Origin of the sequence: Thermithiobacillus plumbiphilus, from assembly GCF_038070005.1 — a bacterium.
Lineage (GTDB): Bacteria > Pseudomonadota > Gammaproteobacteria > Acidithiobacillales > Thermithiobacillaceae > JBBPCO01.
On the sequence record NZ_JBBPCO010000004.1, the window covers coordinates 39,364 to 65,968 of the forward strand.

The window sequence follows — 26,605 nt, forward strand, 5'->3', positions numbered from 1 at the left end:
GGCCATGCCGGAGGTATGTCGCGTTAGGCCAGCAGCATTGGCAGGCACTTGCGGGGATGGCTTCACACTGGCTGCTGGCGAGCCCCCAGTCATTCATATCCCATCTTGAGTTGCTGGGCCTGCCCGGCCAAAGCGTCGAGACATTTGTGGCGCTCCGCATCGATTCGCTCTTTACGCGTTTACGTCCTGGTAGCGGACGGGCGGTGCGTGCCAATCTTATGGAATGGAATCTCGCCGCGCTCCAGCAGCTGTACCAGCAAGGGACGCGAGACATTGAGCACGTCAGCGGCCTCCTCGGTAGTGAGTTCGGCATGGATCGGGAAGATGCTGACCGCGTTGCCCTCACCAATTTCGGTCAGGACATCCACCAGCAGGCGCAGTGCCGATGCCGGGACGCGGACCGGGTGTGCGGCGCCATCCGGGAAGGTGGCCACCATGCGGCGAATGGCGCCTGTATTCACCGCACTATGTGCGGCGGATAACTTGCACATGCGGCAAATGCAGTCCACAATCTCCGCATGAATAGCGGCGATTACAAATACATCTGGCAGGCCAGGGACTGGCCGAACTGGCGCTTCGACCTGGCGGTGCTGGCTGGGCCCATGGCCGAGGTCAGCCGCGCCCAGGGGCTCTTGATGGGGCGCCTGGCCGACATCGGCATGGCGTTGCGTGCTCAGGCGAGCCTCGCGGCGCTCACTGAGGACGTGGTCAAGACCAGCGAGATCGAGGGTGAACAGCTTAACGTCGAATCGGTGCGTTCGAGCATCGCGCGCCGGTTGGGCGTGGACATCGGCGCCCTGGCGCCGGTGGATCGGCATGTAGAAGGCATGGTTGAAATGGTGCTCGATGCCACCGCCAACTGCCATGCGCCGCTGTCGCGAGAGCGTCTGTTCGGCTGGCACGCCGCGCTGTTTCCTACCGGCTACTCCGGCCTTTCCAGGATCAAGGTCGGCGGCTGGCGCGACGATGCCAGCGGCCCGATGCAGGTGGTGTCCGGCCCCATCGGCCGCCAGAAAGTGCACTTCGAGGCGCCACCCGCTGACTGTCTGGAGACCGAAACCAGCCGCTTTATCGACTGGTTGAATGGCGCATCGAACGAACCGCCGCTCATCAAGGCAGGCCTTGGCCATCTGTGGTTCGTCACCTTGCACCCCTTCGACGACGGCAACGGCCGCATCGCCCGGGCCATCGGCGATCTGCTACTGGCGCGTGCTGACGGCAGCCCGCAACGCTTCTACAGTTTATCGGCGCAGATCCAGCGCGAACGCAAAGCCTACTACGACATCCTGGAGCGGTCGCAGAAGCGGTCGATGGATGTCACCGAGTGGCTCGTCTGGTTCCTCGATACGCTCCACCGCGCAGTCGACCAGGCACAGCACACACTCGACGCCGTGTTGACCAAGGCACGCTTCTGGCAGTGCTGGGCGACCACGCCGTTGAACGAGCGACAGGTGAAACTGCTCAACCGCTTGCTCGACGGCTTCGACGGCAAACTCACCACCAGCAAATGGGCGGCCATCGTCAAATGCTCGCCGGACACGGCGCTGCGTGACATCAATGATCTGCTCGCGCGCGGCGTGCTGCGGAAAGCGGAGGCCGGTGGGCGTAGCACTAGCTATGTATTGGTTGAGCCTGCAACGGGGAGCGCGCATGAATAAAGGCGTCAAGCATGGATGTCGCCCAAGGGGGCTGTGCCGGTCATCTCAACAAAGAGCGTGTTCGAGAATTGAGCCTCGCCGGGGTGGTTCGCTGGCGGGGCGTGCTGCGGGTCAGGCGCCGAGCAGACGGCGAGCTAACACTGATTGCATGTTACGGCGTCCCTCAGCGATCAGATAAATGAGGACTTGACTGCCTGTCACACGGTAAATCACGCGGTACGGCTTGAAGAAGATCTGGCGATACTCTTTGATGCCGAGGCCAACCAGTTCCTTGGGGTAGCTGCCACGCTCAGGGAATTTCGACAAGCCCCCCAGAGCGTCCACCAACTCGTCCAGTACGTGGTTGGCGTTGGCCACACAGTCGAACTCGGAGATGTAGTCGTGGATGGACTCCAAATCCTGCTCGGCGCCTTCAGTGAGCAGAACCTCGAATCTGGTAGGAGCGCCAGCCATCAGTCATCAGATCGTTTGGCGCGAAGGCGGGCAATGACCTCGGCCACGGGCTTTACCTTGCCAGCCGCCACGTCCTGGTTGCCCAGTGCGAGAATTTTCAGCAATGCCAGCGTTTCTTGCGTCTCTTCGAACGAGGCGACGTCCTGCAGGACAGCTTTGGCTTCTCCGTTTTGGGTGATGATCAGGGGCTCGCGCTGTTCAGCAAGATGCGTCAAGACCTCGGCAGCGTTGGCCTTGAGATAGCTGATCGGCTTGACTTGAGATGAGTAGCGCATGGTCGTGCTCCCGATTGAGAAAGACTAAATATAGTCCTCATATGGTCTCATGGCAAGATTCCTGGGCGGTGTAGGGGGTCCCGCTGAGGATCTGTTCAAGGCGATTGGCCGCGTAGCTGGCCAGAATGTCAAAACCATGGGTGTCGATATCGCCCCAGTAATGAATTCCAACCGTAACCGGCGCCAAATATCATAATGGCATTACGCACGGGTGGAAGCGTCAGGAAACTGATCTCGTTTGCACTGAAAAGGGGGACACGAATTCCTCGTATTCCCCTGATTTCATGCGGGCTTTGGGTAACCGTCATCGGGAGAGTAGTTCAACGAAGGCCTGATAGCTGTAGCTCCGGTTCTTTTTCTGCCCGGTCATCTCCGTTACGATGCCCAACGCTTCCAATACCTTGACCGCTGCCGTTGCGGTGGGGAAGCTGGTGTCCAGTTGCTGCCTCACACGCTCAATCGTGAAGCGCGGCATCATTGGCAGCATCTCGAACAGTCGGTAGCTCGCCGGGCCAGCCTTGGCAGATTGCAACAGGCGCCGGCGGTCTGCGGCCACTAGGCTGGCTACCTCGATGATGTTTTTTTCCGCATCGCCAGCGGCAGTGGCGACCCCCTCCAGAAAGAATGTCACCCAAGACTCCCAATCACCCTCCGTACGAATGGCCGACAAGCGACGGTAATACTCAGCCTGATGTTGCTTGAGGTAGCCACTGAGGTACATCAAAGGCTCAGACAGTAGTCCCCAATGCTCGAACAGGGCTGCGATCAGCAGTCGGCCGATGCGTCCATTGCCGTCGAGAAAGGGGGGGATGGTTTCAAACTGGGCGTGGATGAGCGCCACCTTGACCATGGGCGGCAAATCCGTCGCCGTGTCGTGAATGAATCGCTCCATGTCGGCCAGCAGCATGGGAACGTACTCCGGCGGCGGTGGTACGAAAACCGCATTGCCGGGCCGGGTGCCGCCGATCCAGTTTTGCGACCGGCGCAATTCGCCCGGTTGCTTGCCTGCGCCGCGAGCCCCGTCAAGCAGGCGACGGTGTGCCTCGCACAACAGCCGCACACTGATGGGCAGCCCTTCGGGATCGCGCAGTTGCTCCTGAGTCCAGCGAAAGGCACGGAGGTAGTTGGTCACTTCCTCCACGTCGTCGGTATTGCTGACTTTGAATCCTGCCTCTTCGTCGAAGAGATCAGTCAGCGTGGCTTGTGTACCCTCGAGCTGCGACGTGAGCAGGGCTTCCTTGCGGATGGCGCTATATAACAACCAGTCCACCGACGGTACCAAGCCGGACACGCCCGCCAGCCGCGCAAGCGCCAATTCGGCCTGCCGATTGAGGTCAGTGAACACATCGGATGACAGGGCAGGATCAGACGGTGGCAAGGCGTGGGGCATGAAGGCGCGCACCGACTCGCCCAAAGTCGTGGAAATAAAATAGGTCCCGGTGGTGCGAGTCATTGAAAGCTGCCTTTAGCACAGCGCAACCAAACTAAAGCATCCTTTAATTTGAAGAGCAACAATTAACAGCGCCTAACAAAATAGCGATTTCATGGTCATAGCTCGTATCGAGACTGCACCGAGAGGAGCGTGTCATGGCCAAGCCCCTGCTGGATGATGCCCTATGGTCAAAGATCGAGCCCTTGCTGCCGCCCCATCCGCCACGCCTGAAAGGGGGACGGCCCCGGGTGCCGGATCGATCAGCCTTGACCGGCATCCTCTTTGTACTGCGTACCGGCATCCCCTGGGAGTATCTCCCCAAGGAAATGGGCTGTGGCTCGGGCATGACCTGCTGGCGCAGGCTGCGCGACTGGCAGGCGGCCGGAGTCTGGCAACAGTTGCATCAGGTCATGCTGGTCCACTTGCAATCGGATGCTCAAATCGACTGGACACGTGTCTCGGTGGATGGCGCCAGCATCCGCGCCCCCCGGGGGGCGCGGAAACCGGCCCGAATCCAACTGACAGGGGCAAGCTGGGCTGCAAGCACTACCTCGCCGTCGATGCCCGAGGCCTGCCGCTCGCGGTAATACTCTCGGGCGCCAACCGGCACGATTCCAAATGCTTCATCCCGGTACGCGAAGCCATTCCCCCCATCCGCGGCCTGCTGGGTCATCCTCGCCGCCGACCCGAGCAGGTGCATGCCGACAAGGGCTATGATTTCCCCTACCTGCGCCAGTATCTGCAATGTCGAGGGATTCGTCCCCGCATTGCCCGCCGGGGCATCGAATCCCGTGAACGCCTGGGCAGATACCGCTGGGTTGTCGAGCGCACTTTCTCCTGGTTGCACCGCATGCGCCGACTACGTATCCGTTATGAGCGCCGCGCCGACATCCACCAGGCCTTCCTCCAACTCGGCTGTGCCCTCATCGCCTGGCGCCATGTCCAAAGGTTTTGTTAGAGGCTCTAAGTCTGCGCCTATTTGCGAACACGACGTCCCTCGGAGGCATTCATGAAGATCGCTGTTGCCAGCCAGAACCGCAAGCATGTCACCGGGCATACCGGGCGCTGTCGGAAGTTCTGGATCTACGAGATCATCGAAGGCAGGGTCGTCGACAAGACCTTGCTGGAATTGCCTATGGAGCAGTCCTTCCACGCGAGCCCGCCCAACGCGACTCATCCCCTGGATGGGGTGCAGGTGCTGATCAGCGGCGGCATGGGCCAGGGGATGGTGACGCGCCTCGCGAGGAAGGGCATTGCGGGATTGATTACCACGGAACCCGATCCCGACCGGGCCGTGGCGCTGTATCTGGCCGGCGGTTTGCCCCAGGGCGAGCCGGAAGCGGGCGGAGAGCACCGACAGATGCGACGCGAACAACATGTCCGGGGAAAGGAGTAGCCATGACGTCCCTGAGCGAGAAGGGCGGAGGCACATTCAGCGGCATCAAGCTGCTGCTGTGCGAAAACCCGCTGCCCCCCATCGACGAGGCAATCACCGCCGCGCAGACCGAGATCGCGCGTAGCAACTACTACACCGAACCGTATTCCGCTCCGCTGCGCCAGCTCATCAGCCGGCAGATCGGCGCGCCCGAGCACCTCATCCACATCAATGCCGGCTCCGAGCTGATCCTGCGCCAGTTGTTCGACCGCTTCGGCCAGCAGGTCCACCTGCTGACGCCGACCTACGTGCTGTTTCCCGAAATCGCCCGGCGCCATACCGAACAGCGCCTGCTGCCGGAAAGGGATTTTGCGTTCGACCTGGGAGATCTGATCATCCCGGACGGCACCACCCTCGCGGTGATCGTCAATCCCAACAACCCCAACGGCGGCATCTTCGACATGGCACCCCTGCCGGACCTGTTGCGCCGCCATCCGCAGACCCGATTCCTGGTCGACGAGGCCTTCATCGGCCTGGCCGGACAGTCGGTCGCGCACCTGGTACCCGAATTCCCCAACCTGCTGGTGACCCGCACCCTGTCCAAGGCGCACAGCCTGGCGGGTTTTCGTGTTGGCTATGGCATCTTTCCCGAAGCCATTGCCGATGACCTCAACAGCCACAACGATGCATATCCGCTCGCACGCCCCAGCCAGGCGGCGGCCATCGCGACACTGCAGCACGAGGACCAGATTCACGCCCGTGCCGCCCGGCTGCAGGCCTGGACCGAGGCTCTCGCGGCGGAGCTGCGCGCCCTGGGCGTGCGCACCTATCCGACCCATACCTATTTTTTCCTGGCCGATTTCGCCCCGCATGATGCGGCCGAGCTCGCCGAGCGGCTGCGCAGCCGGGATATCCTGATCAAGCCCTTGAACGACCCGGCGCTGGGGCCGGGCTTCATGCGCATCACTACGGCGCTGCCGGAGGACAATCGGCGCTTCGTCGACACGCTGCGGGAGGTGCTCGCCCATGCCTAAGGCCGCACCCTTCGAGGCGCACCATCCCCGCTATGAGGACTGGTTCGGTGAACACGAAGCGGCTTACCTCTCGGAGCTGCTCGCCCTGCGGCCTTTCGTGCCCTGGGAAGGAGATGGCCTGGAGATCGGGGTGGGCAGCGGCCGCTTTGCCGGGCCGCTGGGCGTGGGGGTGGGTGTGGATCCCTCACCCGCGATGCTGGCCTACGCCGCCGCGCGTGGCATCGAGGTGGTGGAGGGTACGGCGGAAAGCCTGCCTTTCGCAGCCGATAGGTTCGACCATGCCCTGGTCGTGACTACCATCTGTTTCGTCGATTCCCCGGAAAGGATGTTCGCCGAGGCGCGCCGGGTGCTCAAGCCGGGCGGGCGCCTCACGATCGGCTTCATCGACCGCGACAGCGCCCTGGGGCAGGATTATCTGGCGCATCAGGCCGAGAACGTGTTCTATAGCGAGGCGACGTTTTATTCCGCAACCGAAGTGGAGCGGCTGCTCTTGGACGCGGGATTTTCGATCGCTGCCTGGGGGCAGACGCTCGCGCGTCCCCTGCCCGAGACACGGGAAATCGAGGCCCTGCGGCCGGGGCGCGGGCAATGTGCCTTCGTGGTGGTCGCCGCGAGCAATCAGAAATGAGGGTGTCATGAAGCAACGGCCGGTACTCCTGGTGATCTTCGACGGCTTCGGTCTCAACCCCAGCCGTGCCTACAACGGCTGGGCGCGAGCGCGCACGCCCCATCTGGATCACTACTTTGCCGGCAACCCCCACACTGCACTGCAGGCTTCGGGTCACGCGGTGGGCCTGCCGGACGGGCAGTTCGGCAATTCGGAAGTGGGTCATCTGACCCTCGGCTCGGGCCGGGTGCTCAAGCAGGACCTGTTGAATATTTCCGACAGCCTGGCCAATGGCGGATTTGCGCGGCTGGAACCCTGGCAAGCGCTGCTCCAGGACGCGCCCCGGGTGCACCTGATCGGTCTGGTCTCGGATGGCGGAGTACATTCCCACATCGACCATCTGCTGGGCCTGCTGCCGCTGGTGGTGCGCGCCGGTGTCGAACCGGTGATCCACATGGTGACCGATGGACGCGATACCCCACCGCGCTGCGCCGACCGTTTCGCCGCGCGGTTGGAAGCGACGCTGCGGCAACTCGGCCGCGGACGCATCGCCAGCATAAGCGGCCGCTATTACGCCATGGACCGCGCCGGTTTCTGGCCGCGCACGGAGCAAGCCTGGCGCGCCATGGTGTGTGGTCGGGGTGAGTCGGCAGCCTCGGCTGCCGAGGCCATCCAGAACGCCTGGCGGCGCGGCGAGGGGGATGAGTTCATCGTGCCCACGGTGATCGGCGACCCGGCGCAGAGCCGTATCGCGCCCGGCGAGCCGGTGTTCTTCTTCAACTTCCGCTCCGACCGCATGCGTCAGCTGGCCGCGGCACTGGGGATGCACGAGTTCGACGGCTTCGACCGCGGAGGCGAGGGTGCGCGTCCTGTGGTCTCCATGACCCGCTACGATGCGGAATTTCCGTTTGCGGTGCTGTTCGATTCCGAAGTGCCCGCCAGGGTGTTGGCCGAGGTACTGGCCGACGCGGGCCTGCAGCAATTCCATTGCGCAGAGACCGAGAAATACGCCCACGTGACCCATTTCTTCAACGGTGGACGGGAACCGCCCTTCCCCGGGGAAGCGCGCGAGATCGTGCCTTCGCCCAAGGTGGCCAGCTATGATCTCAAGCCCGAAATGAGTGCCGCCCAGGTGGCCGACTGCGTCATCGCCGCGATCGAAAGCGATGGTTACCCGTTCATTCTGGTGAATTTCGCCAACGGCGACATGGTCGGCCACACCGCTGTGATTCCCGCCATCGTGCAGGCCGTCGAGACGCTGGACCCGCAATTCCACCGCGTGGCGCAGGCGGCCCTGGCGCGGGGCTATCGGATCCTGCTCACGGCCGACCACGGCAACTGCGACGAGATGGTGGATCCGGTCAGCGGCGAGCCGCACACCCAGCACACGGCGTATCCCGTGCCATTCCTGATCCTCGGCATGCGCGAGGCAAGGCTCGGTACCGGATGCGGGCTGGCCGACGTGGCGCCGACCGTGCTCGATCTGCTTGGCCTCGCACCGCCCGAGGAAATGACCGGCCGGAGCATTCTGTTGAGTTGAATAGCACACCAGCGATGGCGCGGGCCTGACGGCGGGTCGCCTGGCGGGACACAAGAGGATCGGCGCGTGGAAAACACCTTTTGGACCGCCCTGGCCACCAGCAGCGTCGCGGCGCTGGTCACCTCCCTCGGCATCTACACCATAAGGCGCTTCGCCGACTGGGGGCACCGCAACACCACTTATTTCATGTGTTTCGCCGCCGGCGTGCTGATCTCCTCTTCTTTCCTGCACATCGTGCCGAAGTCCCTGTCCATGAACCCGCAGGCGCCGGCCTGGCTGCTGGTCGGGTTTTTCGGCATGCACCTGTTCAATCGTTTTCTGACGGCCTTCGTCTGCGAGAAGGACCCGGCGAAAAAGGAATACGCCATCGGCATCGTGCCCATGCTCGGCATCGGTTTTCATTCCTTCATCGACGGCTTCATCTATTCCATCGCTTTCACCGTCAGCATCCTCACCGGATTTCTCGCCACCCTGGGCATGGTCCTGCACGAATTTCCGGAGGGCATCATCACTTACCTCCTGCTGGTTCGGGGCGGTGTCGGCGAGCGTCGAGCCATGGTCCTGGCGTTTCTCGCCGCGGCCGCGACCACGCCGCTGGGCATGCTGGTGTCCTATCCCTTCATCAGCGCCATCGACCGCCAGACCCTGGGCGCCCTGCTCGCCCTGTCGGCCGGCGCCCTGATCTATGTGGGCGCCACCCATCTCCTGCCGAAGGCGGAACAGGAACACAGGAAATTCAGCTTCGTGGCGCTGGCGGGCGGCGTGCTGGTCGCCGTCATCATCGTCGCCTCCAAGCTTTGAAACCGGAAGGAGCAATCGCATGTCGACCGGAGAACGCCCCATTCCCTGGCTGGACCAGGCCCTGCTCGACCCGGGATCGGTCTTCGCCGGTCCCGAGGCGGTCGTCGAGCACCCCGATCTCGACCGGGAACAGAAGATCGCGATCCTGCGTGCCTGGGAATACGACGCCGCCGAGGTCGGGGTCGCCGAGGAGGAAGGCATGGCGGGGCCGGACGACGGCCTGCTGCAACGCATCCTGCAGGCGCTGGCCCGGCTGACCGACGGCCGGGACGGGGAGCGCGTGGCGCCCGCCAAGCAGCACGGGCTGTTGTGACGGCATGCCCGGGCCGCCGACCGCGACCCAAGTCGCAGTCCTGCTGCTGTCCCTGCTGTCGCTATTGACGACCTGGCTCGGCGTGATGCTGGCCGTGCGGCTGCGCGAGAACGCCCGCGCCATCGCCGCCGGCATCGGCTTTTCCACCGGCATCATGCTGCTGATCTCGCTGCTGGAACTCATCCCCGAGTCGATCGGCATCATGGGCGTGCCGCCCACCCTGCTCGGTTGCGTCCTCGGCGCCGGCCTGGTCTGGACGGCCCACCTCATCGTCCCGCACACTCACCTGGTGAAGGAGCAAGGGATGGCCGACAGGATGCTCGTCAAGTCGGCATATCTGGTGGCCTTCGGCCTGATCCTGCACGACGTTCCCGAAGGTTTCGCGATGGCCAATGCCTATATCGCCTCGCCGCAACTGGGCGTGCTGATCGCCATTGCCATCGCCCTGCACAACGTGCCCGAGGAGTTCGCCATGGCGGTGCCGGCGGTGGCGGCCCGCAGCCGGCGCTTTCTTTACGGCGCCGCCCTGCTCTCGGCGCTGGCCGAGCCCCTCGGGGCGATCCTCGGCCTGGTGGCGGTCGGGATCGCGCCTGCCCTCAATGCCCATTTCATGGCCTTTGCCGCCGGGGCGATGATCTTCGTGTCCTTGCACGAGCTGGTGCCCATGGCGCGGCGCTACCGCAACATGCGCCTGTTCGCGGCCGGCATGCTGCTGAGCGCGCTGGTCTATGGGCTGCTGGCCAGAATCACCGGGCTCGCATGAACGTCGAACGCTGGGGCTGGTATTCGATCCTGGTCAACGTCGTGCTGGCGGGCCTGCACGCCGTCATCGCCGCCGCGTCCGGCAGCCTGGCCGTCGCGGCGGAACTGGTCCACAACCTGGTCGACCTGCTGACGGCGGTGGCCGTGCTCGCAGGGCTCAAGATCGCCGCCCGCAAGTCCACGGCCTTCCCGTACGGGCTGTACAAGGTGGAGAACCTGGTTGCGGCCGGTCTCGCCATCATGGTCTTCGTCAGCGCCTGGGAGATCGTGCGCCAAGCGCTTTCGGCGACGCCTGCGCCCGTGCGAACGGACGCCTGGATGCTCGCCGTACTGCTGGCCACGGCCGCCACTCCGCTCGCCTTCAGCCGCTTCGAGCTGCGCGCAGGGCGGGCCGCCAATTCACCCGCCCTCATCGCCGATGCGCGTGAGTACCGCGTGCACGTCTTCACCACCGGCCTCGCCTTTCTGGCCCTGCTTGCGCAATGGCTGCGCTTTCCCCTCGACCGCATCGCGGCACTGCTCATCGTCGTTGCGGTGGTCAAGACCGGATGGGACCTGCTGCGCGACGCCATGCGCGTCCTGCTGGATGCCTCCCTCGACGCCAGGACGCTCGATGCCATCCGCGAGACGATCCATGCCGACCCGGCCGTGACCGAGATACTCTGGATCACCGGTCGCAATGCCGGGCGCTTCTGCTTTGTCGAGGCCGGCGTCGCGCTGCGAGTCGTCGACTCGAACAGGACCGAGGCCGTGGTACGTCGCATCGAAGCCGCCGTGCGTGCGGAAGTGCCGCATGTGGAGCGGGTCCTGCTGCACGTGGAGGCCCCGGCCTCGCCCTATCTGCGCTGCGCCCTGCCGCTGGCTGACCCCGCCGGCACCCTGAGCCCCCACTTCGGCAAAGCGCCCTGGTTTGCCCTGGTCTCGGTGCGCCGCGCTGATGGTGCGGTGGGCGAGCGCGTAATCCTGACCAACCCTCACGGCGGGGAGGCGCGGGCCAAAGGAATCCGGGTGGCGGAATGGCTGGTTGCACAGAAAGTGGACCTGGTGCTCACCCGAGAGGACCTGAAGGAAAAGGGTCCCGCGTATGTGCTGCACGATGCGGGGGTCGAACTGCACCAGACTGATCGCGGAACAGTGGCGGAAGCGCTGGCGCAACTGCGGAAGCGATCCACTCATAAGGGAGCGAACTATGGATTCGACTTGACAACTCTGCATTGTCGCGCGAAACCGCGGATTGCTTGGGGGCGGGCCATTATGCAGGTAGTTGTCAACAATGACCGACATAACGCAACCGAGCATCCCAAATCAGGTGCCGCCGGGCGAAGATTGTTTCCTTCGGCCGGGCAATGCCGTCATCCAACTGCTCGACCAGTCCGCATGTAAGTCATTGTTTCTATGAGGTGCCGGCACCGACCTTTGCGGACTTAGCCCCTTCGACAGGGAGCGAGGCCGGAGAGAAAAACGGCGCGGAGAGAGCAGAATGTTGCCCGAGGTGGGCGAGAGCGCCGGGGAAGGGAGTCCGCAGAAATCCGCAGGAGTCCCCGCGAACACGCGCGAGCGCGCAGAAAAAAAGGCCAACCGAGAATGGTTGACCTTTATATATTGGTGGTGGGGCGGCAGCCCGCGCCAAACGCCGTTGGAAAGACATGTTACCGGCGTCCCGGCAAGTTGATAAGTCCTGCGGGCTGCTGCGAAAAGTGCGAAAAGCGGGGCGTTGACAGGCTGTGATCGGCAGATGGTCGAGCGGTTCTTCTCGTAGATTGGTTGCCGATTAGGCCGTTCAACCGCCTCTGCTTTCCGGGGCCAGTTCAATTCCCGAAACGGGAATCGAACCCGCGTCCCGCAGTCCTCAGCGCAGGCCGTACCAAACTCCCCGGCCCCTGCCGTGCTGATCAAGCGTGCCGCGCTCGACCAGCGCCCGGAAATGCTGCTTGAGCGTATTGCGGCTGGCCCCGGTCAGCTTGATGGCCTCGCCGATGGTGACGCGCCCGTGCTCGCGTACGAACTCGACGATCTGTAGTTGTAGTTCCGGCATGGCCGCCAGCACGATCTTCTCGCGCTCGACCTTCTTCTCCAGGCGCCGCACCTGCTCGGCCAGGGAGCGAAGGAAGAACACCAGCCACGGCTGCCAGTTCGGCGCCTCGGTACGGATCGTGCCCTGTGTCTGGCGCAGCGCCAGGTAGTACGCCTCCTTGCTCTGTTCGATCACGCTCTCCAGCGAGCTGTAAGGCACATAGGCGTAGCCGGCCTGCAGGAGCAGGAGCGTGGTCAGCACGCGGGAGAGCCGTCCGTTACCGTCCTGGAAAGGGTGAATCTCCAGGAACACGACGACGCACAGGGCGATGATCAACAGCGGATGCAGCCGGGCCGTTTCGCGCTCCTGGTTCACCCAGTCCACCAGTTCCGTCATCAGGCGGGGCGTGTCGAACGGTGTGGCCGTCTGGAACACGATACCGATCTGCTTCCCATTCTCGTCGAAGGCGGCGACGCTGTTCGAGTTGGTCTTGTAGTTGCCGCGATGCCAGGTGTCCTTCTCGCTGTAGCGCAGCAGGATCTGGTGCAACTGCTTGATGTGGTTCTCGGTGAACGGGATGTCCTGCCACGAGGAGAACACCAGATCCATCAGCTCGGCGTAGCCGGCCACTTCCTGCTCGTCGCGGGTGGCGAATGACTTGATCTCCAGGTTCGACAGCAATTGCTCCACCTCACGGTCGGACAGTTTGCTGCCCTCGATTCGGGTGGAGGAGCCGATGCTCTCGATGGTGGCCACGCGACGCAGGGCCGACAGCCGGTCGGGCGCGAGCGTGCCCAAGGCGCGCCAGGCGCCCTTGAACTCGTCGATCCTGGCGATGAGACTCAGGATCTCCGGGGTGATCTGGAGGGTGTCGGTTTTCAGCATGAACCAATACTACACCCATTTACACCCATTTTCGAGATGCATCCATTAAAACGCCCATTTACACCCAATCCGGGCGTGGGTCAGGGCTTGCGGAGAATGATCAGTCTAATCTCCGCATCTCATGCGGTGAATGGCCGTGCGGCTTCTGGGGGGCAAACCGACCGCGCGATATCACTTGGCTCCCCGGCCGAACAGCGCCGTCATGGACGCATGCCAACTCGTTCGGAAGGGGACCAAGATGGAAGTCGTTCATCTCAACCAGAAGCAACTGGCCGCCCGCTGGAGCATCAGCGAGGCCACGCTGGAGCGCTGGCGCAGCGAGGGAATCGGGCCCAAGTTCCTGAAGCTCTGCGGCCGCGTCCTCTACCGCCAGATCGACATCGAAGCCTACGAGGCGTCGTGCCTGGCGACCTCGACCAAGTGCCGCGGCGCCCGGGTGAGTGCAGAGTGAAGCATGTTGCGTTTTGTCGGTAGTTGCCGATAGGTGAAGACGTTTCGGAACAGATGACCGGCCAGCGCCGGCCTGAACGCTGCTTGTTGACTCGTCAAATGCCCTGCGAAACGGTCACTCCCCCATTGGCCTGCTTCAGGAAAATCAACGGGTTGCCACGTAGCCGTGCGGACGAATGCGGGTTCCTGCGTGTCGGTGCGGAAGGATTCGGGTAAATGCGGGGAAAAGGTGGGGCGGCAGCCTGTGCCAAACAGTAGTAACTCAGCGCCTTAGAACCGCCGCGAACTCCTGCGGAGAGGCGCGGAATCTAGCCCCTGCGTCCAGCAATCCTATCAGTTCCTGCCAGCGTCGGCATCCGCCAAGTGCCTCAAATCGGCCGCCAGTTCGATTCCCGAATCCGGAATTGAACCCGCGTCCGGGTCGGGCGCCTGGAACCAACGATCTACCCGACGTCCCGGGCTACTGCCTGGTCGCCCAAACGTCGTACTCGACCATCGGCTTGGACTTTGTGCGCAGGAATCTAAGCAATGGCTGCGGCAGCTGCTTCGAGCCTAATCAACATGGCGAGCGGTATAGAGTGGACAGTTTTGGCTTTTCCGAACGTCAGTAGCAGTCGTCGCACGTCGTTTCGCTCGAAGCCCCCCGCAGGAACAGAGAGCTCAACATTCCCAATCAGGCGCAGCGTGTGGGGCACACTCGCCCATTGGCTTTTCACCGCTTTCGCCGCCGCCGTGAACTGCAGGGCAATCTGGTCCTGCTGCGGTTGGCCGCTTGATTGCCGCGATGCCTCGGCAAGCCGCCTCATCGCTGCCCTCATGCCGCCAAAGCGACCCGACTGGCGAACCTCGTAGAGCGTCTGCGCGTTCATGTCGATCGGGAAATCGATGGCTCGCAAGCTCTCCACCACAGGTGTCCAAGAGCCAGCCACCGCTCGGCCTGTTTGCACAGCGTGCAAGTGCAATTGCTGCCAATGAGCTTCGACATCTGTATAGATGGCCGAACCTGTGAGTGAGGCGAGGTACATCGCCGCTTCCAGACTGTAGCCCTTGAAGTACAGAAATTGTGCTCCTGTCTCTCCCGGCTCGGTCGGTTGCAGCAGAGCGTACGGGTCAGCGGCAAGCTCAGCCTTCATGTAGGCAATGGTAGACTCGATCTCCGTGTCCGACGCCTGCGACATGTGCTTACGGAACCATTGCCTCAAGGAGTTCTCCGGCAACTGCCGTAGAAGCCGATGGTGGTCGTCTTTGGCGAGCGCATTGAGCAGCCCCATGCTCTTTTGGTCCGGCTTCCAGCCTGCAGTGCGCTCCTCTGCCATCTGAAGCGCCGACGTGCCGAACAGAGGGTTAAAGTCTCCCGGGTCCGGGATCAGGTGCACATAGCCTGACCGGATGTACGGCTCCAGGACCAGCAGCAAAAGCACGTTCTTGAGCGTTTGCGCCTTGTGTTGCGATGGTGACTTCGTTGGGCTGAACTCTGGTTTGATGCGCAGAGGATTGATGAACGGATGGGCAAGAACAACCTCATCGAAGTATGGGAGCCACCCGAGGACCGTCGCCTCGACTGTGCGAGGGTCGGCCACACCCAGGTACACAACCCGAAACGCGCTTCTTGTAGCTCTTGGCAATACCTCCGTGAGGTCAGTGTCCTCCGGCCAAAGGCTGCCGAACGCCTCATGGATGCGCTTAACTTGCTCGTCGCTCAGCTCTCGTCGAACATCATCCCAAGACTTTCCGGCCGTCAGCCCCAAGATGTCCTGGACGGCCCGGCTGAGCATGAGATTGCGCTCTCGAATGCCGTAGACATCCCATGATGGACGATCAGCCTCGGGCAGGTCCTTGCAGCAATGCTTGAATTTGCGGCCGCTGCCGCAGCCACAAGCATCGTTCGGGCCAAGATTGGATTGACGCTTCTTGCGCTGCAGGTACTTGTGGGCACCAGAGGTCCTGCCGAAGGCGTCCTGGTAGTGCGTGGCCCCATCCGCATACCCAACGTAGATCTCGCCGCCGAATCGCCAGAGGTCATCTCGTGGAAGCAGTACTTTCGCGATGTCCTGCCATCCTCCAGCAAACGACCTCTCCGGGTACAACCACTCCTGGTTCGCTGCAGCCAAGTATCTCCGCGCGCAGCTCTTGAGCAGGTGGTTGATTGCGATGACTTCGTCTCGCGAGAGCTTGCGCTTTCGGATGAAGGCGTCAGTCCGCACCAGACTCTGCCCTCGATACCGAGCGTGTGTTCTCGGTGCGGTCAGGTTGGAAGCTCTTGGCTCCTGCGCGTTCTCCAAGTGAGTCAGGATGAGGCACGTGTTTGCGTCGAGCGCAAAGACCGTCTGAGATCCGACCAACTCGATGAGTGGATCTCCGGGATACGAACATTCAGGCGATGTCGGAGGCAGCGCAGCGTTGTAGACGGTCACGGGATGGTCAGTCACTATGAACTTGACGTCCGATTCTTCCGCGGAAACGATCTCCCGTACCCCTTCCGTCCACATCGTGCAGTGCATGAGGCGCAGGCCCTGCATCTCTCGCATGAGTTGCAGTTGGTTCAGCGCCGGGTAGCGCGACTTGATCCAGTCCAAGCCCTTGGGAGTTCGCAGCTTCTGAGCGTCCAGGTACTCGAAGAAGTCCTGGAACGAGTCGTGCATCGCGCACGGGTCTCCGTTAGCAAAGGCGCGAACTGCCTTGGCTCCCCTTACGTCAATGGAGCCAAAGAGGTACTTCTCGACCTCATCGTTCACGATCGTGCCGAAGTGCGTGGAGTAGAGGTCGTACTCGTAGAAGCAGTTCTTCGGCCCCCATTTGTGCAGGGCGTTCATGGTCACTGTTCGGCCATCCGCCAGCACCTTTTGCTCTGGCGAGGTATCTAGGTAGTGCAACTGTGACTGGCCGAGCCCAAGGAAGCCACGCTGGTACCACACGGGTACGTAGTGGTTATTCCTGGTAACTTGGTTAGGCATAGCCCGCTTCCTTTTCCATCGCCGACGTAGTCGTCGTGGTCAACCGGAGGAGGCTGGCGGCGCTTTGGCTGATGCCGCCGGACCTCCCACTCGGACTGTCGCCGGTTTTACGGATAACAGTGACGACACGGACCGACTCCCTGGCTCAATCGCTCGCCCATAACCTGTCGTCGTCCTGAGTGGCTGCCCAGAAATCGTCGAACAGTGCCAGTTTCGCCTCCTCTGCGGTCGGATAGGTCTTCGGCCCAAACCGGTCGCCAATCTTGTAGCCCCAACGGCGTGTTTTTGTCGGGTACACCACAAGGTTGTAACCTTCGAGATTGAGGAAGCTGTTGCCCTTCGCGGAGATCCGCCATTTACGGTGCAGCCACCGAGAGCGACGGGCCGCGCGGTTCCTGAGTCGGGCCTCACGCCGTCGGGGCCCTTCGTAATCGTCGCTCATTTTTTCGGCGCAGACACACCCGACCTCGAAGTGTTCGTCCAGGTCCGGGTGCTCCATGATGTGGACGTAGCGAATCTTCTCGTTGCCGCACATCTGGCAGGTCGCGTAATCGGCTTCGTCGGCAGGCTCCCCATCGGCCCGCAGGTCGACAACATCCACGCAGTGCCAGCCTTTATGAGGTATGCCCGGCTGGTCCCAGCGGCCACTACTCATAGTTGATCTCTCCCATATGGATCTGCCTTCAAGCAGGTTGTAGCCACCCTCCGGGCGTGCCGAACGGCCCTGAGCAGGTTCCGTTGGGTGCGGCAATAGTAATCAAAATGCAACGTACACAGTTAACACCACAATTCTATGGACACATTCTAGGGCAGACCATATACTTACCGCAATAATTCCCACAAGCCTTCGCCAACCCGAAGGAGCCAGGATGCCGAACGAACAGCTTGCCGATCTGACCCAGCCGCAGCGCGATCGCCTCGCGTTCGTTGAGCTGCGTGTGCTCTTCATCGGGGAGATCCGCCGCCAGGACCTGGTTTCGCGGTTCGGTATCCAGTCTGCCGCCGCCACAAGGGACTTAGCGCTTTACAAGGAGTTGGCTCCGGGGAACATCGACTACGACCCCAAGGGCAAGTCCTATGTCCTGGGTCCGGATTTCAAGCCGGTCTTCGATTTTCCGCCCGAGCGTGTGCTGTCGTGGCTGACGCAGGGGTTTGGGGATGGGGAACCCACGCGACTCAAGGCATGGGTAGCCAGCGAGATTCCATCACGGCTCACTTATCCGAATCTCGACATACTGGCCTGTGTTACGCGAGCCATTCACCAGGAATGCCTGCTCAGAATTGAGTACCACTCGATCTCCAGCGGCCGCACGGAGCGGGAAATCGCCCCCTTCGCGCTGATCGACAACGGTCTGCGCTGGCACGTCCGTGCTTTCGACCGCAAGACCCAGGATTTTCGCGACTTCGTCATCACGCGCATCAAGAGACCGAAGGTGCTCAAGGATGCGGGGGTCGAAGGACATGAACGGCCTGATCAGGACATCCAGTGGACCCGGATCGTCGAGCTGGAGCTCGTACCCCATCCGGACCAGCCGCGGCCGGAGATCACCGAGATGGACTACGGCATGCAGGGTGGCGCGTTACGCATGAAGCTGCGCGCGGCGACAGCCGGCTACATCCTCCGCAAGTGGAGCGTGGACTGCTCGCCCGATCACAGCCTGCGTGGGCACGAATATCGGTTGTGGCTCAAGGATCACTTGGCGCTTTATGGGGTGAAGAACGCCATCCTGGCTCCGGGATACCGCATCCCAGAGGCAGCGCCGAGCGGCCGCGCCGGAGCAGCGACCAATTAACAAGAAGAGTACGAACCGACCATGACTAATAAGACGAGCGAAGCATATCTCCCAACGATACTCAGTTTGAGATTGCTTATTGGGTTCCTGGGGGAGCGGTCTCAGTTCGCCTGGTGGAACACCTCATTCTTTGGCGACTACAGCCTGCGCTCGCTCGAATTCGTGGTGCCGAAAACAGCCCCACTTGCCCAGTACCACGGCGTGGTTGAGGCGGCGAGACGGCTTCACGACGAGCAGGTCAACGTAGGCAGTTTCCATCTGTTCAGGCTGCCTGAGGAGGTGGAGCAAGACCTGCACGCGCTGATGGGCACAGATGAGGGGATACGGATTCTTCAAAGCGCGGTGCAAGGCAAAGACGTAGCACTTGCGGCGCTCTCCCAGATGGCTGATAGCAAGGAGAGCGCGATGGAGGGCCCGGCCTCTGTTGGTGGAATCGATCAGTTTGGAACGCACGAAGTTTCGAGCGCAATCGCCGCAGGCTATTTCTTTGCCTTCGCCAACCAGACCCGCGCTTATCCGTATCTCATGGGGTGAACGTGGCAGAGACAAGACCCTACACCACCCAATTGCAAGCTGGTCTCGGCCTTGTAGACGAGACGAAAACGCTGCTCGACCTGTGGACGCCAGGAATGTCCACAACCGAGCTATTCCAAAAGGCGCTGGAATCGGGTCGATTCCCGACCATCACGGCGCGACGCCTTCGGAACATCATCGTCGAGAGCTTTGCCCCTAGGTACCTCGTGCGAGAAGGAGCACCGGCTCACCATCTGAAGAGGCTTCTGCAGCGCCTGTCGGCCAGTGAGATCAGCCAGCTCATGCTGTTGTTCACCTGCCGAGCCAACCCGATTCTTGGCGATTTTGTTCGGCAGGTGTACTGGAGTCGCTACGAAGGCGGATACACGGAAATTTCGAATGAAGATGCGCGTGCATTCGTAGAGCGCGGCATCGATGACGGCAAGACCGCGAGGCGCTGGTCCGAAACGACCATTCGCCGTGTCTCCGGCTACTTGACAGGCTGCTGCGCCGACTACGGTTTGCTCGAACGCGGAATACGAAAGAGCCGCCGCATTGTCCCGTTCCGGATTTCGCCGAGTGTCGCTGCCTACCTCGCTTACGAACTGCATTTCGCGGGCGTGGGAGACAACGCGCTGTTGTCGCATGAGGACTGGCAGGTGTTTGGTTTGGCGCGCGACGACGTATTGGAGGAGATCAAGCGACTATCACTGCAGGGGCTGCTGATCGTCCAAGCAGCATCCGATGTCGTGCGTATTAGTTGGAAACACCCTCACATGGAGGCGCTCTGCGATGTCCTCGCTCAAAGCTGACTTTGATGAACTGCGGGAGCGCATCCGGCATGGGCGCGAGCTCGGCCATGCGAGCTTCGAGCCGATCTACTACCTCGTGTTCGATCCGAAGTTGATTCTCGAGGTCAAGCGTCAAACGCCGGCCTGGATTGCCAAGCTTCATCAGGAAGGTTGGGAGGTACATATATTCTCAATCGCCGAGCAAATCTGGCAGCTGCTGAAAGACGACCCCTTCTGGTCGCTCTGCGTCATGGAGGACAAATCCGCACCTCTGGACTGGTCCCGGACCAACAAGGCACTTGCCGACATTCTGATGGCCGACAACGCGCTCCTCAAGCGCCTGGAGGCGACCCTGGAGCCACTGGAGGGAAAGCGAAACGCCCTGCTGCTGGTCACCGACCTGGAGGCACTTCATCCCTTCCTACGCATCGGTGCCATCGAAAGCCAGCTCCAGGGCAAGTTTCATGTGCCGACCGTGTTTCTGTACCCAGGCGTGCGCACTGGGACAACTCGCCTGAAGTTCCTGGGCTTCTACCCGGAGGACGGCAACTATCGGTCCGTCCACGTAGGCGGCTAACCGATTTGAGATTGCAAGGACAAGACCATGACGATCCGTTCTCTCTTCGATCCCAGTAAAGACATCTCCAGGACCATCGAGAAGGTCATCGCCTACGGCGTCTCGCAGGAGAACCGACTCAAGGCGGAAATCTCGGAGTATGTCGTCACCGAGCACATCGAGAAGCAGTTCTACGACCTGCTCTCCAAGATGCAGTTGGCGATGGAATCCGGGGGCGAGAACGAGGTCGGTGTCTGGGTCTCCGGCTTCTATGGCTCTGGTAAGAGCTCCTTCACCAAGTACCTCGGTCTGGCGTTCGACGATCGTAGTGTCATCGACGGGACGCCGTTCCTGAAACACCTCCAGAATCGCCTGCATCAGCCCCAGACAAAGGCGCTGCTTTCTACGGTGGCGCAGCGATTCCCGGCCGCGGTCGTCATGTTGGACCTCGCGAGTGAAATGCTCGCGGGCGCAACGATGGAAGACGTCTCCACGGTTCTGTACTTCAAAGTGCTCCAGTGGGCGGGATATTCACGAAACCTCAAGGTGGCTGCTTTCGAGCGGATGGTCGAAAAGGATGGCCGCACCGCGGAGCTGCACGACAAGATCGCCAAAGCGCTGCCCGGAGCCACCTGGGCGCGCGTTCAGAACAACCCGCTCGCCATCGACGGTCTGATCCCCAAGATCGCCCACGAGATGTACCCCGCGCTCTTCCCTGAGGCCAAGTCGTTTTCTTCCAGTACCGAGGGCTTCTTCCAGTTCGAGGACCAGCGCGTACAGGAAATGATCGACATCGTGCGCGAGAAGAGCGGCAAGCAGCACATCATCTTCGTCATCGACGAGGTCGGGCAGTACGTGGCATCGCGCGACAACCTCATTCTCAACCTGGATGGGCTCGCCAAGAACCTCAAGCGGCTCGGCGACGGCAAGGTCTGGATCATTTCCACCGCGCAGCAAACCCTGACCGAAGACGACCCGCGCGCCAGCATCAACTCGCCGCAGCTCTTTAAGCTCAAGGATCGCTTCCCAATCCAGATTGACCTCGAGTCCAGCGACATCAAGGAAATCTGCTACCGCCGTCTGTTGGGCAAGTCGCCTGCCGGCGAGGCTGAGCTTGGCAAGCTGTTTGATGCGCATGGCCAGGCTCTGCGGCACAACACCAAGCTGCAGGACGCCAAGTACTACGACGCGGATTTCAGCCGAGAGAGCTTCATCAATCTGTATCCCTTCCTGCCGGCGCACTTCGACATCCTGCTCCACCTCCTGGGCGCACTGGCGAAGTCGACCGGTGGCATCGGGCTGCGTTCGGCAATCAAGGTCATACAGGACGTTCTGCGTGGCGAAGGTGGCTCGAAAGCCATGGCTGACCAGCCGGTCGGCTGGCTTGCCACTACCGTCACGCTATACGACGAGCTTGAAAAGGACATCCGTCGCGCCTTTCCCTCGATTCATCAGGCAGTGGGCAAGGTCCAGATTCGGTATCCAGACTCTCCGCTCCATCAAGACATCGGCAAGACCATCGCCGTTCTGCAGGTCCTGGGTAACTTACCGGTCACGGTGCAGAACGTCGCAAACCTCATGCACCCGTCGATCACGGCGGCATCACAGGCAGATGCCGTCCGTAAGGCGGTGGACGAGATGTTGGGCGATGTACTCGTTCCTCTCGGGGAGAAGGATGGGAATCTGGTCTTCCTGAGCGAAAAGCTGCGGGACATCGAGCAGGAGCGCGGTGGCATTCCACTGCGCTCTGTCGACGTAAAGCGCATCTTCAACGACGCATTGCGCGAGGCATTCAATCCTCTCCCACGGGTCAGTCTGCACGGGACCATGGCAGTTGCCAGCGGCTTGAAGATCCAGGCGGGCAGCTCTCTTACGAGCCTTGCTGGCGAGCAGAACACGATCCAAACCGTGGCCGAGTTCGTGCCGGCCTCCGACTACGAGGCCGCCAAGAACCGAATGCTGGACGACTCCCGCAGTCGATCTGGCCGGAACCTGGTCGGGCTCTTGGCGAGGACGAATCCAGAGCTGGACGACCTGGCCGGGGAAATCTATCGCTGCCAGCGCATTGCGGAGCTTCATCGCAACGAACCCGACCAGGAGATCAAGGACTACTGTTCGGGTCAGTTGGATCGTGCCGCGAAACTCAGCACCCAGCTTCAGAGCAAGATCAAACAGACCCTGCAAGCCGGGTCGTTCGTGTTCCGCGGCCAGGTCACGGCCGTCACGGCACTGGATGCAGACCTGCTCGAGGCGGCCAAGAAACTGCTTGTCGACGTTGCCGAGCAAGTATTCGATCGCTATGCCGAAGCCCCGGTGCGTGCTGCAACCGACACGGCCGAAAAGTTCCTGAAGACGTCCAATCCCTCCGCCATTGGAAGCAGCCTCGACCCGTTGGGGTTCGTGCAGACCGTCGCCGGACGCGCGCAGTTCAAGACCGATCACAAGGCGATGATCAGCATCCGGGACTACATCGAACGCAGCGGCACCGTAGAGGGCAAACGGCTGCTCGATCACTTTTCCGACGCACCCTTCGGATGGTCGGCCGATACTACGCGCTATATTCTCGCCGCCATGGTGATGGCTGGCGAGATCAAGCTCAAGGTCTCGGGCCGCGAGGTGACGGCGGCAGGGCAGCAGGCGATCGACGCGCTCAAGACCAACAATGCGTTCAAGCAGATCGGCGTCTCCCTACGCGACGAACGCCCGTCCATTGATACGTTGGGTCGAGCCGCGGAACGGCTCACCGAGCTCGCAGGGGAAATGATCATTCCGCTCGAGCAGGAGATCAGCAAGGCGGCCGTGAAGCACTTCCCGCGCTTCCAGCACGAGTACGGCCCCCTGGCCGAGAAGCTGGATGGCTTGGGCATCCACGGCGGCGAACGTATGCGCCGGCTCACCCAGGATATCGCCGACGTACTCTTCACCGATGCGTCCGACGCCCCGCAGCGCCTGGGGGCGGAAAGCTCTGCCCTCTATGACGACCTCAAGTGGGCACAGGAGATTCGCCGCGCCTTCGACAACGGCCTCCAGGCAACCATCCGCGACTTGCAGAACCATCGCCGAGAAATCGAGGCCCTGCCAGACACGGGCGTGCCAGGCGATCTTCGCCGACAAGTGGCTGAAGAGCTCGGGCTGCTTGCAGAGCGCCTGGCGCAGGAGGAGTTCTACAAGCACGTTGCCGATTTCAACTCGCTGCTGACACACCTGCAGAGTCGGGTGCGGGAAGCGGTGATCACCCTGGTTGATCAGCAGAAGGCACGGATCAAAGAAGGTGCCGAAGACCTCCAGCGCATCGCGGAATGGGACGAGCTGACCCAAGAGGAACGCGGCAATGCGGTCAGTCGTCTCGATGGCTTGGCTCTGGAGGCCGATCAGGATCTGGCCGGTCTCAAGAAACTGCTGGCGCGCGACTACGACATCAACAGCACCCTTGAAGATCTCAAGCGATCCATCCAGCGCCAGGGCCAGGAACGCATACGCAAGCGCCTGGAGGATGAGCGCGCCAAGACAGGTGAGAAAGGCCCAAGCAAGCTCGCCAGGTCCATCACCGTGCCGGTGAGGATGACTTCCGCCGCCGATATCGAAGCGCTCATACAGCAACTGCACGAGATCAAGGCTCAGATTGGCCTTTATGCCGAGATTGAGGTGTCGTTTGTGGTCGGCGGCCAACCAGGAACGGGTGGAGAGTGACGATGGCGCTGACTGCGGATTCCAAGCAACACGTCGAGGACGTCGCCGAAGACGTCCTTGCCCAGTTCGAGCGCACTGCCTCGGCCGCCAAGGCAAAACTCGGCGAGGCGGCCAGTTTGACGACGGATGTGCTCGCCGGCGTCAACACGCTGACCTCGGGCTCAACGATTCAAAGGCTCAGGGAGATCGACAGCCAGAACCGCGCAAGCTACGAGCTGCTTTCAAGAGAGCCGGCAATTGCGCGCGTCGTGGTCGAGGACGAGGAAGGCGAGCGCCAGACCTACTATTTTTGCCGCGGCGACCAGGGGATGGCCAACCTCGGCGTGATCAGTTACCGGGCGCCGATCGGGCGCCTGGCGTCCCTGCCGATCGGGGAGGAGTTCCGGCGACCCGATGGCCGCGAACTCCACGTGCTTGAACGCACCCAACTGCGGCCCGCGGCGCTACCCGAGGGCTGGGATTCGCGGGACACGATCGTGGAGGCCGAGGCCTTCGGCCCCATCACGATCGAGTCGCTCAGGGCCTTGCTCACCAAGATCGCCGGCGAAGAGGTCACTGAAGACATCTTGGGGCAGCTCCTGGCCGAAGAGACGGTCAAGGCCAACGTCATCGAGGGGGTGCGCCGCAGCGTCATCACCAAGATGGGGCTCAGGGATCAGCCCGTGCTCGATCAATACCAGGATGAAATCTTTCGCCTGCCGCTCGACAAGCGACTGTTGATCCTTGGGCCGCCTGGCACGGGCAAGACCACCACGCTGATCCGCCGCTTGGGGCAAAAGCTCGACACCGCCTTTCTCGAAGAAGGTGAGCAGCGTCTGGTGGACAGCCTCGGCACAACCCAGGGCGTCGCGCACTCCGACAGCTGGTTGATGTTCACACCCACGGAGCTGTTGAAGCAGTACCTGAAAGAGGCCTTTGCCCGCGAAGGCGTACCGGCCTCCGATCTGCGTATTCGCACCTGGCACGACTACCGCAGGGAGCTTGCAAGGAATGCCTTTGGCGTACTGAGGACAGCCACCGGCGGGGGCACCTTCGTGCTGAAGGACGGAGTTCGGAATCTCAATGCGGAGGCATTGGCACGGCCCACTGAATGGTACAGCGACTTCGACGCCTGGCAGCGCAGCGTCTATGTCCAGGAATCGCGGGATGCCACAGTCCTACTCAGCCAGGCTGCGTCGACTGAGGTCCGGGATCTCGGAAGTCGTTTGGCGAGCATCCTGGAGCGCGCCAGCGATGGCGCATTGGCCTCTACCTTTGCGGCACTCGCTGCAGAGCTCCCCAAGGTGCAGGCCCTCGTCAGCAAGTTGAAGGAGGCCTCCGACGCGAAAATCAAAGGCGTATTGAATCTTCAGCTCAACCGGAACAGGGCGTTTCTGGATGAGCTGGCGCGCTTCCTCGACGGGCTGCAACAAACCCAGGTCACCGACACCGACGAGGCCGACGACCTCGATGCCGATGAGGAAGAGGAAGCCGCAGCACCGCGGACAGGCCGGGCCGCAGCGCTCAATGCCTATATGCAGGCCGTTCGCGCCCAGGCGCGATCGGCCGCCGCAAAGCGCACGCTCAGCAAGACCTCTCGAACCGGCAAGATCGTCGAATGGCTGGGGGACCGCACCCTGACCGAAGCCGACCGTGCAGAGGTGGGCGCCAGTCTGCTGGTGCAGACTAGTGCGCGCCGCTTTACGAATCCGGTCAAGCGCTATGTCGACGGCATCCCAAAACGGTACCGGACTTTCCGGCGGCAACGCCAGGAAGGCGGCGCCTGGTACCTGAAGGATGGCTTCGAGGCCCGCGACATCCATCCGCTCGAACTGGACCTGGTGCTACTGGCCATCCTGCGCGCCGCGGGCGATCTGATCAGCAGGCCGAATGTCCTGCGCGATATCGACAGCCCGGCCTGGTCCTCGCTTCAACCTTTCCTCGGGCATTTCCGCAACCAGATCCTGGTCGATGAAGCGACCGATTTCTCGCCCATTCAGCTCGCCTGCATGGGCGCATTGGCCCACCCACGCTTGCGCTCGATTTTCGCCTGCGGCGACTTCAACCAGCGGTTGACCACCTGGGGCGCGCGTTCCACCGACGACTTGAAGTGGGTGTTTCCCGACTTCGACATCAAGGAGATTGCAGTCTCCTACCGTCAGAGCAAGCAGCTCAACGAGCTTGCCCGCGCGATGATCCGCGCTGTCGGCGGGACGGAGCAGCACGTCAGTCTCCCCGCACACGTCGACAGCAATGGCGTTGCACCGGCCTTGCTGGAATACGCCGCCGGTGAAGATGTAGTGGCCTGGCTTGCCGACCGCATCCGTGAGATCGAGCGCTTTGTCGGCCAACTGCCGTCCACGGCCATCTTCGTCAATTCGGAGGCTGAAGTCGCCCCGGTTGCCGATGCGCTCAACACCGTCCTGGCCGAGCACAACATTCAAGTCATCGCCTGCCGTGAGGGCCAGGCCGTGGGACAGGAGAGCAACGTCCGAGTATTCGATGTCCAGCACATCAAGGGGCTGGAATTCGAGGCGGTGTTCTTCGTGGCCATTGACCGGCTCGCCGCCCTGCATCCCGAGCTGTTCGACAAATACCTCTACGTGGGCACCACCCGGGCAGCCACGTACCTGGGCCTGACCTGCGAGGGAGCGATGCCGGCGGCCATTGAGAGCTTGCGCACTCACTTTGGTCAGGATTGGCGGACACCGGTGGCGGGCACAGCTTAGA

The 26,605-nt window shown here is 62.1% G+C and carries 25 protein-coding genes; 17 read left to right on the top strand and 8 right to left on the bottom strand.

The annotated features are described in order from the left end of the window. Positions 1-179 precede the first annotated feature (179 nt). Positions 180-491: an excisionase family DNA-binding protein gene (locus WOB96_RS05340; RefSeq protein ID WP_341370250.1), complete on the bottom strand. Its 312-nt coding sequence runs from the start codon at positions 489-491 to the stop codon at positions 180-182. Positions 492-518: 27 nt separating this feature from the next. Between WOB96_RS05340 and WOB96_RS05345 the strand changes: the two genes are divergently transcribed. Further along, positions 519-1,658 carry a Fic family protein gene (locus tag WOB96_RS05345; protein WP_341370251.1) on the top strand — a complete coding sequence of 380 codons (1,140 nt, stop codon included), beginning with the start codon at positions 519-521 and terminating at the stop codon, positions 1,656-1,658. A gap of 111 nt (positions 1,659-1,769) precedes the next feature. Here the strand turns inward: WOB96_RS05345 and WOB96_RS05350 are convergent, their stop codons facing one another. From WOB96_RS05350 to WOB96_RS05360, 4 genes are all read right to left on the bottom strand, one after another. Next, positions 1,770-2,111 carry a type II toxin-antitoxin system RelE/ParE family toxin gene (locus WOB96_RS05350; RefSeq protein WP_341370252.1) on the bottom strand — a complete coding sequence of 114 codons (342 nt, stop codon included), beginning with the start codon at positions 2,109-2,111 and terminating at the stop codon, positions 1,770-1,772. Beyond that, positions 2,111-2,386 carry a type II toxin-antitoxin system Phd/YefM family antitoxin gene (locus WOB96_RS05355; protein ID WP_341370253.1) on the bottom strand — a complete coding sequence of 92 codons (276 nt, stop codon included), beginning with the start codon at positions 2,384-2,386 and terminating at the stop codon, positions 2,111-2,113. The genes WOB96_RS05350 and WOB96_RS05355 overlap by 1 nt, the downstream gene beginning before the upstream one ends. A 37-nt stretch (positions 2,387-2,423) precedes the next feature. Continuing rightward, positions 2,424-2,573, bottom strand: coding sequence for a Wadjet anti-phage system protein JetD domain-containing protein (locus WOB96_RS14450; RefSeq protein ID WP_423229720.1), 150 nt, complete (start codon positions 2,571-2,573; stop codon positions 2,424-2,426). Positions 2,574-2,690: 117 nt separating this feature from the next. Next, positions 2,691-3,839: a Fic family protein gene (locus WOB96_RS05360; protein WP_341370254.1), complete on the bottom strand. Its 1,149-nt coding sequence runs from the start codon at positions 3,837-3,839 to the stop codon at positions 2,691-2,693. Positions 3,840-3,973: 134 nt separating this feature from the next. Here WOB96_RS05360 and WOB96_RS05365 point away from each other — a divergent pair. From WOB96_RS05365 to WOB96_RS05405, 9 genes are all read left to right on the top strand, one after another. Beyond that, positions 3,974-4,776, top strand: a protein-coding gene (locus WOB96_RS05365; protein ID WP_341370255.1) for an IS5 family transposase whose coding sequence is annotated in 2 segments (ribosomal slippage) — positions 3,974-4,295 and positions 4,295-4,776 — 804 coding nt in all. Because the reading frame shifts where the segments join, the coding sequence is not laid out codon by codon here. Between the two features lie 51 nt (positions 4,777-4,827). After that, entirely contained in the window at positions 4,828-5,214 is a 387-nt protein-coding gene (locus WOB96_RS05370; RefSeq protein ID WP_341370256.1) for a NifB/NifX family molybdenum-iron cluster-binding protein, read from the top strand. Positions 5,215-5,216: 2 nt separating this feature from the next. After that, positions 5,217-6,227 carry a pyridoxal phosphate-dependent aminotransferase gene (locus WOB96_RS05375; protein WP_341370257.1) on the top strand — a complete coding sequence of 337 codons (1,011 nt, stop codon included), beginning with the start codon at positions 5,217-5,219 and terminating at the stop codon, positions 6,225-6,227. Next, positions 6,220-6,855: a methyltransferase domain-containing protein gene (locus tag WOB96_RS05380; RefSeq protein ID WP_341370258.1), complete on the top strand. Its 636-nt coding sequence runs from the start codon at positions 6,220-6,222 to the stop codon at positions 6,853-6,855. Before WOB96_RS05375 ends, WOB96_RS05380 begins: the two co-directional genes overlap by 8 nt. 7 nt (positions 6,856-6,862) lie before the next feature. Next, positions 6,863-8,374 (top strand): 2,3-bisphosphoglycerate-independent phosphoglycerate mutase, encoded by a 1,512-nt coding sequence (gene gpmI, locus WOB96_RS05385; protein ID WP_341370259.1) that lies wholly within the window; start codon positions 6,863-6,865, stop codon positions 8,372-8,374. Positions 8,375-8,440: 66 nt separating this feature from the next. Continuing rightward, on the top strand, positions 8,441-9,175 hold the full coding sequence (locus WOB96_RS05390) for a ZIP family metal transporter (RefSeq protein ID WP_341370260.1): 735 nt from the start codon (positions 8,441-8,443) through the stop codon (positions 9,173-9,175). A gap of 19 nt (positions 9,176-9,194) precedes the next feature. Continuing rightward, on the top strand, positions 9,195-9,488 hold the full coding sequence (locus WOB96_RS05395) for a hypothetical protein (protein WP_341370261.1): 294 nt from the start codon (positions 9,195-9,197) through the stop codon (positions 9,486-9,488). A gap of 4 nt (positions 9,489-9,492) precedes the next feature. Further along, the gene (locus tag WOB96_RS05400) at positions 9,493-10,251 is read left to right on the top strand and encodes a ZIP family metal transporter (RefSeq protein WP_341370262.1); all 759 of its coding nucleotides are present in this window, start codon (positions 9,493-9,495) and stop codon (positions 10,249-10,251) included. Continuing rightward, complete coding sequence (locus WOB96_RS05405) at positions 10,248-11,633, top strand: cation diffusion facilitator family transporter (RefSeq protein ID WP_341370263.1); 1,386 nt, start codon at positions 10,248-10,250, stop codon at positions 11,631-11,633. Before WOB96_RS05400 ends, WOB96_RS05405 begins: the two co-directional genes overlap by 4 nt. 466 nt (positions 11,634-12,099) lie before the next feature. On the opposite strand, the gene WOB96_RS05410 is transcribed toward WOB96_RS05405, so the two are convergent. Then, positions 12,100-13,149 (bottom strand): Fic family protein, encoded by a 1,050-nt coding sequence (locus WOB96_RS05410; protein ID WP_341370264.1) that lies wholly within the window; start codon positions 13,147-13,149, stop codon positions 12,100-12,102. A gap of 238 nt (positions 13,150-13,387) precedes the next feature. Here WOB96_RS05410 and WOB96_RS05415 point away from each other — a divergent pair, with 238 nt between their 5' ends. Next, entirely contained in the window at positions 13,388-13,600 is a 213-nt protein-coding gene (locus WOB96_RS05415) for a helix-turn-helix transcriptional regulator (protein WP_341370265.1), read from the top strand. A gap of 520 nt (positions 13,601-14,120) precedes the next feature. On the opposite strand, the gene WOB96_RS05420 is transcribed toward WOB96_RS05415, so the two are convergent. Together WOB96_RS05420 and WOB96_RS05425 are read right to left on the bottom strand one after the other, a co-directional pair. Continuing rightward, positions 14,121-16,412 carry a YecA family protein gene (locus tag WOB96_RS05420; RefSeq protein WP_341370266.1) on the bottom strand — a complete coding sequence of 764 codons (2,292 nt, stop codon included), beginning with the start codon at positions 16,410-16,412 and terminating at the stop codon, positions 14,121-14,123. Positions 16,413-16,698: 286 nt separating this feature from the next. After that, complete coding sequence (locus WOB96_RS05425) at positions 16,699-17,208, bottom strand: hypothetical protein (RefSeq protein ID WP_341370267.1); 510 nt, start codon at positions 17,206-17,208, stop codon at positions 16,699-16,701. Positions 17,209-17,422: 214 nt separating this feature from the next. Between WOB96_RS05425 and WOB96_RS05430 the strand changes: the two genes are divergently transcribed. Genes WOB96_RS05430 through WOB96_RS05455 form a run of 6 tightly spaced genes read left to right on the top strand, consistent with a single transcriptional unit; the run spans position 17,423 to position 26,604 of the window. Further along, positions 17,423-18,346, top strand: a complete 924-nt coding sequence (locus WOB96_RS05430) for a WYL domain-containing protein (protein ID WP_341370268.1) — start codon at positions 17,423-17,425, stop codon at positions 18,344-18,346. Between the two features lie 21 nt (positions 18,347-18,367). Next, a complete protein-coding gene (locus tag WOB96_RS05435) occupies positions 18,368-18,880 on the top strand; it encodes a BrxE family protein (protein ID WP_341370269.1) in 513 nt (170 codons plus the stop codon). A 2-nt stretch (positions 18,881-18,882) separates the two neighbouring features. Further along, positions 18,883-19,671, top strand: coding sequence for a DUF1819 family protein (locus WOB96_RS05440; RefSeq protein WP_341370270.1), 789 nt, complete (start codon positions 18,883-18,885; stop codon positions 19,669-19,671). Next, positions 19,652-20,227 carry a BREX protein BrxB domain-containing protein gene (locus WOB96_RS05445; RefSeq protein ID WP_341370271.1) on the top strand — a complete coding sequence of 192 codons (576 nt, stop codon included), beginning with the start codon at positions 19,652-19,654 and terminating at the stop codon, positions 20,225-20,227. The genes WOB96_RS05440 and WOB96_RS05445 overlap by 20 nt, the downstream gene beginning before the upstream one ends. A 27-nt stretch (positions 20,228-20,254) precedes the next feature. Beyond that, positions 20,255-23,896: a BREX system P-loop protein BrxC gene (gene brxC, locus WOB96_RS05450; RefSeq protein ID WP_341370272.1), complete on the top strand. Its 3,642-nt coding sequence runs from the start codon at positions 20,255-20,257 to the stop codon at positions 23,894-23,896. A gap of 2 nt (positions 23,897-23,898) precedes the next feature. Next, the gene (locus WOB96_RS05455; protein WP_341370273.1) at positions 23,899-26,604 is read left to right on the top strand and encodes an ATP-binding domain-containing protein; all 2,706 of its coding nucleotides are present in this window, start codon (positions 23,899-23,901) and stop codon (positions 26,602-26,604) included. Position 26,605: the final 1 nt, after the last annotated feature.

Coding starts and splice junctions, on each gene's coding strand:
- WOB96_RS05395 (WP_341370261.1), top strand. CDS start 9,195: ATGTCGACCGGAGAACGCCCCATTCCCTGGCTGGACCAGGCCCTGCTC.
- WOB96_RS05405 (WP_341370263.1), top strand. CDS start 10,248: ATGAACGTCGAACGCTGGGGCTGGTATTCGATCCTGGTCAACGTCGTG.
- WOB96_RS05340 (WP_341370250.1), bottom strand. CDS start 491: ATGTGCAAGTTATCCGCCGCACATAGTGCGGTGAATACAGGCGCCATT.
- WOB96_RS05435 (WP_341370269.1), top strand. CDS start 18,368: ATGACTAATAAGACGAGCGAAGCATATCTCCCAACGATACTCAGTTTG.
- brxC (WP_341370272.1), top strand. CDS start 20,255: ATGACGATCCGTTCTCTCTTCGATCCCAGTAAAGACATCTCCAGGACC.
- WOB96_RS05420 (WP_341370266.1), bottom strand. CDS start 16,412: ATGAACGCCCTGCACAAATGGGGGCCGAAGAACTGCTTCTACGAGTAC.
- WOB96_RS05375 (WP_341370257.1), top strand. CDS start 5,217: ATGACGTCCCTGAGCGAGAAGGGCGGAGGCACATTCAGCGGCATCAAG.
- WOB96_RS05360 (WP_341370254.1), bottom strand. CDS start 3,839: ATGACTCGCACCACCGGGACCTATTTTATTTCCACGACTTTGGGCGAG.
- WOB96_RS05345 (WP_341370251.1), top strand. CDS start 519: ATGAATAGCGGCGATTACAAATACATCTGGCAGGCCAGGGACTGGCCG.
- WOB96_RS05430 (WP_341370268.1), top strand. CDS start 17,423: ATGCCGAACGAACAGCTTGCCGATCTGACCCAGCCGCAGCGCGATCGC.
- WOB96_RS05415 (WP_341370265.1), top strand. CDS start 13,388: ATGGAAGTCGTTCATCTCAACCAGAAGCAACTGGCCGCCCGCTGGAGC.
- WOB96_RS05410 (WP_341370264.1), bottom strand. CDS start 13,149: ATGCTGAAAACCGACACCCTCCAGATCACCCCGGAGATCCTGAGTCTC.
- WOB96_RS05455 (WP_341370273.1), top strand. CDS start 23,899: ATGGCGCTGACTGCGGATTCCAAGCAACACGTCGAGGACGTCGCCGAA.
- WOB96_RS05425 (WP_341370267.1), bottom strand. CDS start 17,208: ATGAGTAGTGGCCGCTGGGACCAGCCGGGCATACCTCATAAAGGCTGG.
- WOB96_RS05370 (WP_341370256.1), top strand. CDS start 4,828: ATGAAGATCGCTGTTGCCAGCCAGAACCGCAAGCATGTCACCGGGCAT.
- WOB96_RS05380 (WP_341370258.1), top strand. CDS start 6,220: ATGCCTAAGGCCGCACCCTTCGAGGCGCACCATCCCCGCTATGAGGAC.
- WOB96_RS05445 (WP_341370271.1), top strand. CDS start 19,652: ATGTCCTCGCTCAAAGCTGACTTTGATGAACTGCGGGAGCGCATCCGG.
- gpmI (WP_341370259.1), top strand. CDS start 6,863: ATGAAGCAACGGCCGGTACTCCTGGTGATCTTCGACGGCTTCGGTCTC.
- WOB96_RS05400 (WP_341370262.1), top strand. CDS start 9,493: ATGCCCGGGCCGCCGACCGCGACCCAAGTCGCAGTCCTGCTGCTGTCC.
- WOB96_RS05355 (WP_341370253.1), bottom strand. CDS start 2,386: ATGCGCTACTCATCTCAAGTCAAGCCGATCAGCTATCTCAAGGCCAAC.
- WOB96_RS05350 (WP_341370252.1), bottom strand. CDS start 2,111: ATGGCTGGCGCTCCTACCAGATTCGAGGTTCTGCTCACTGAAGGCGCC.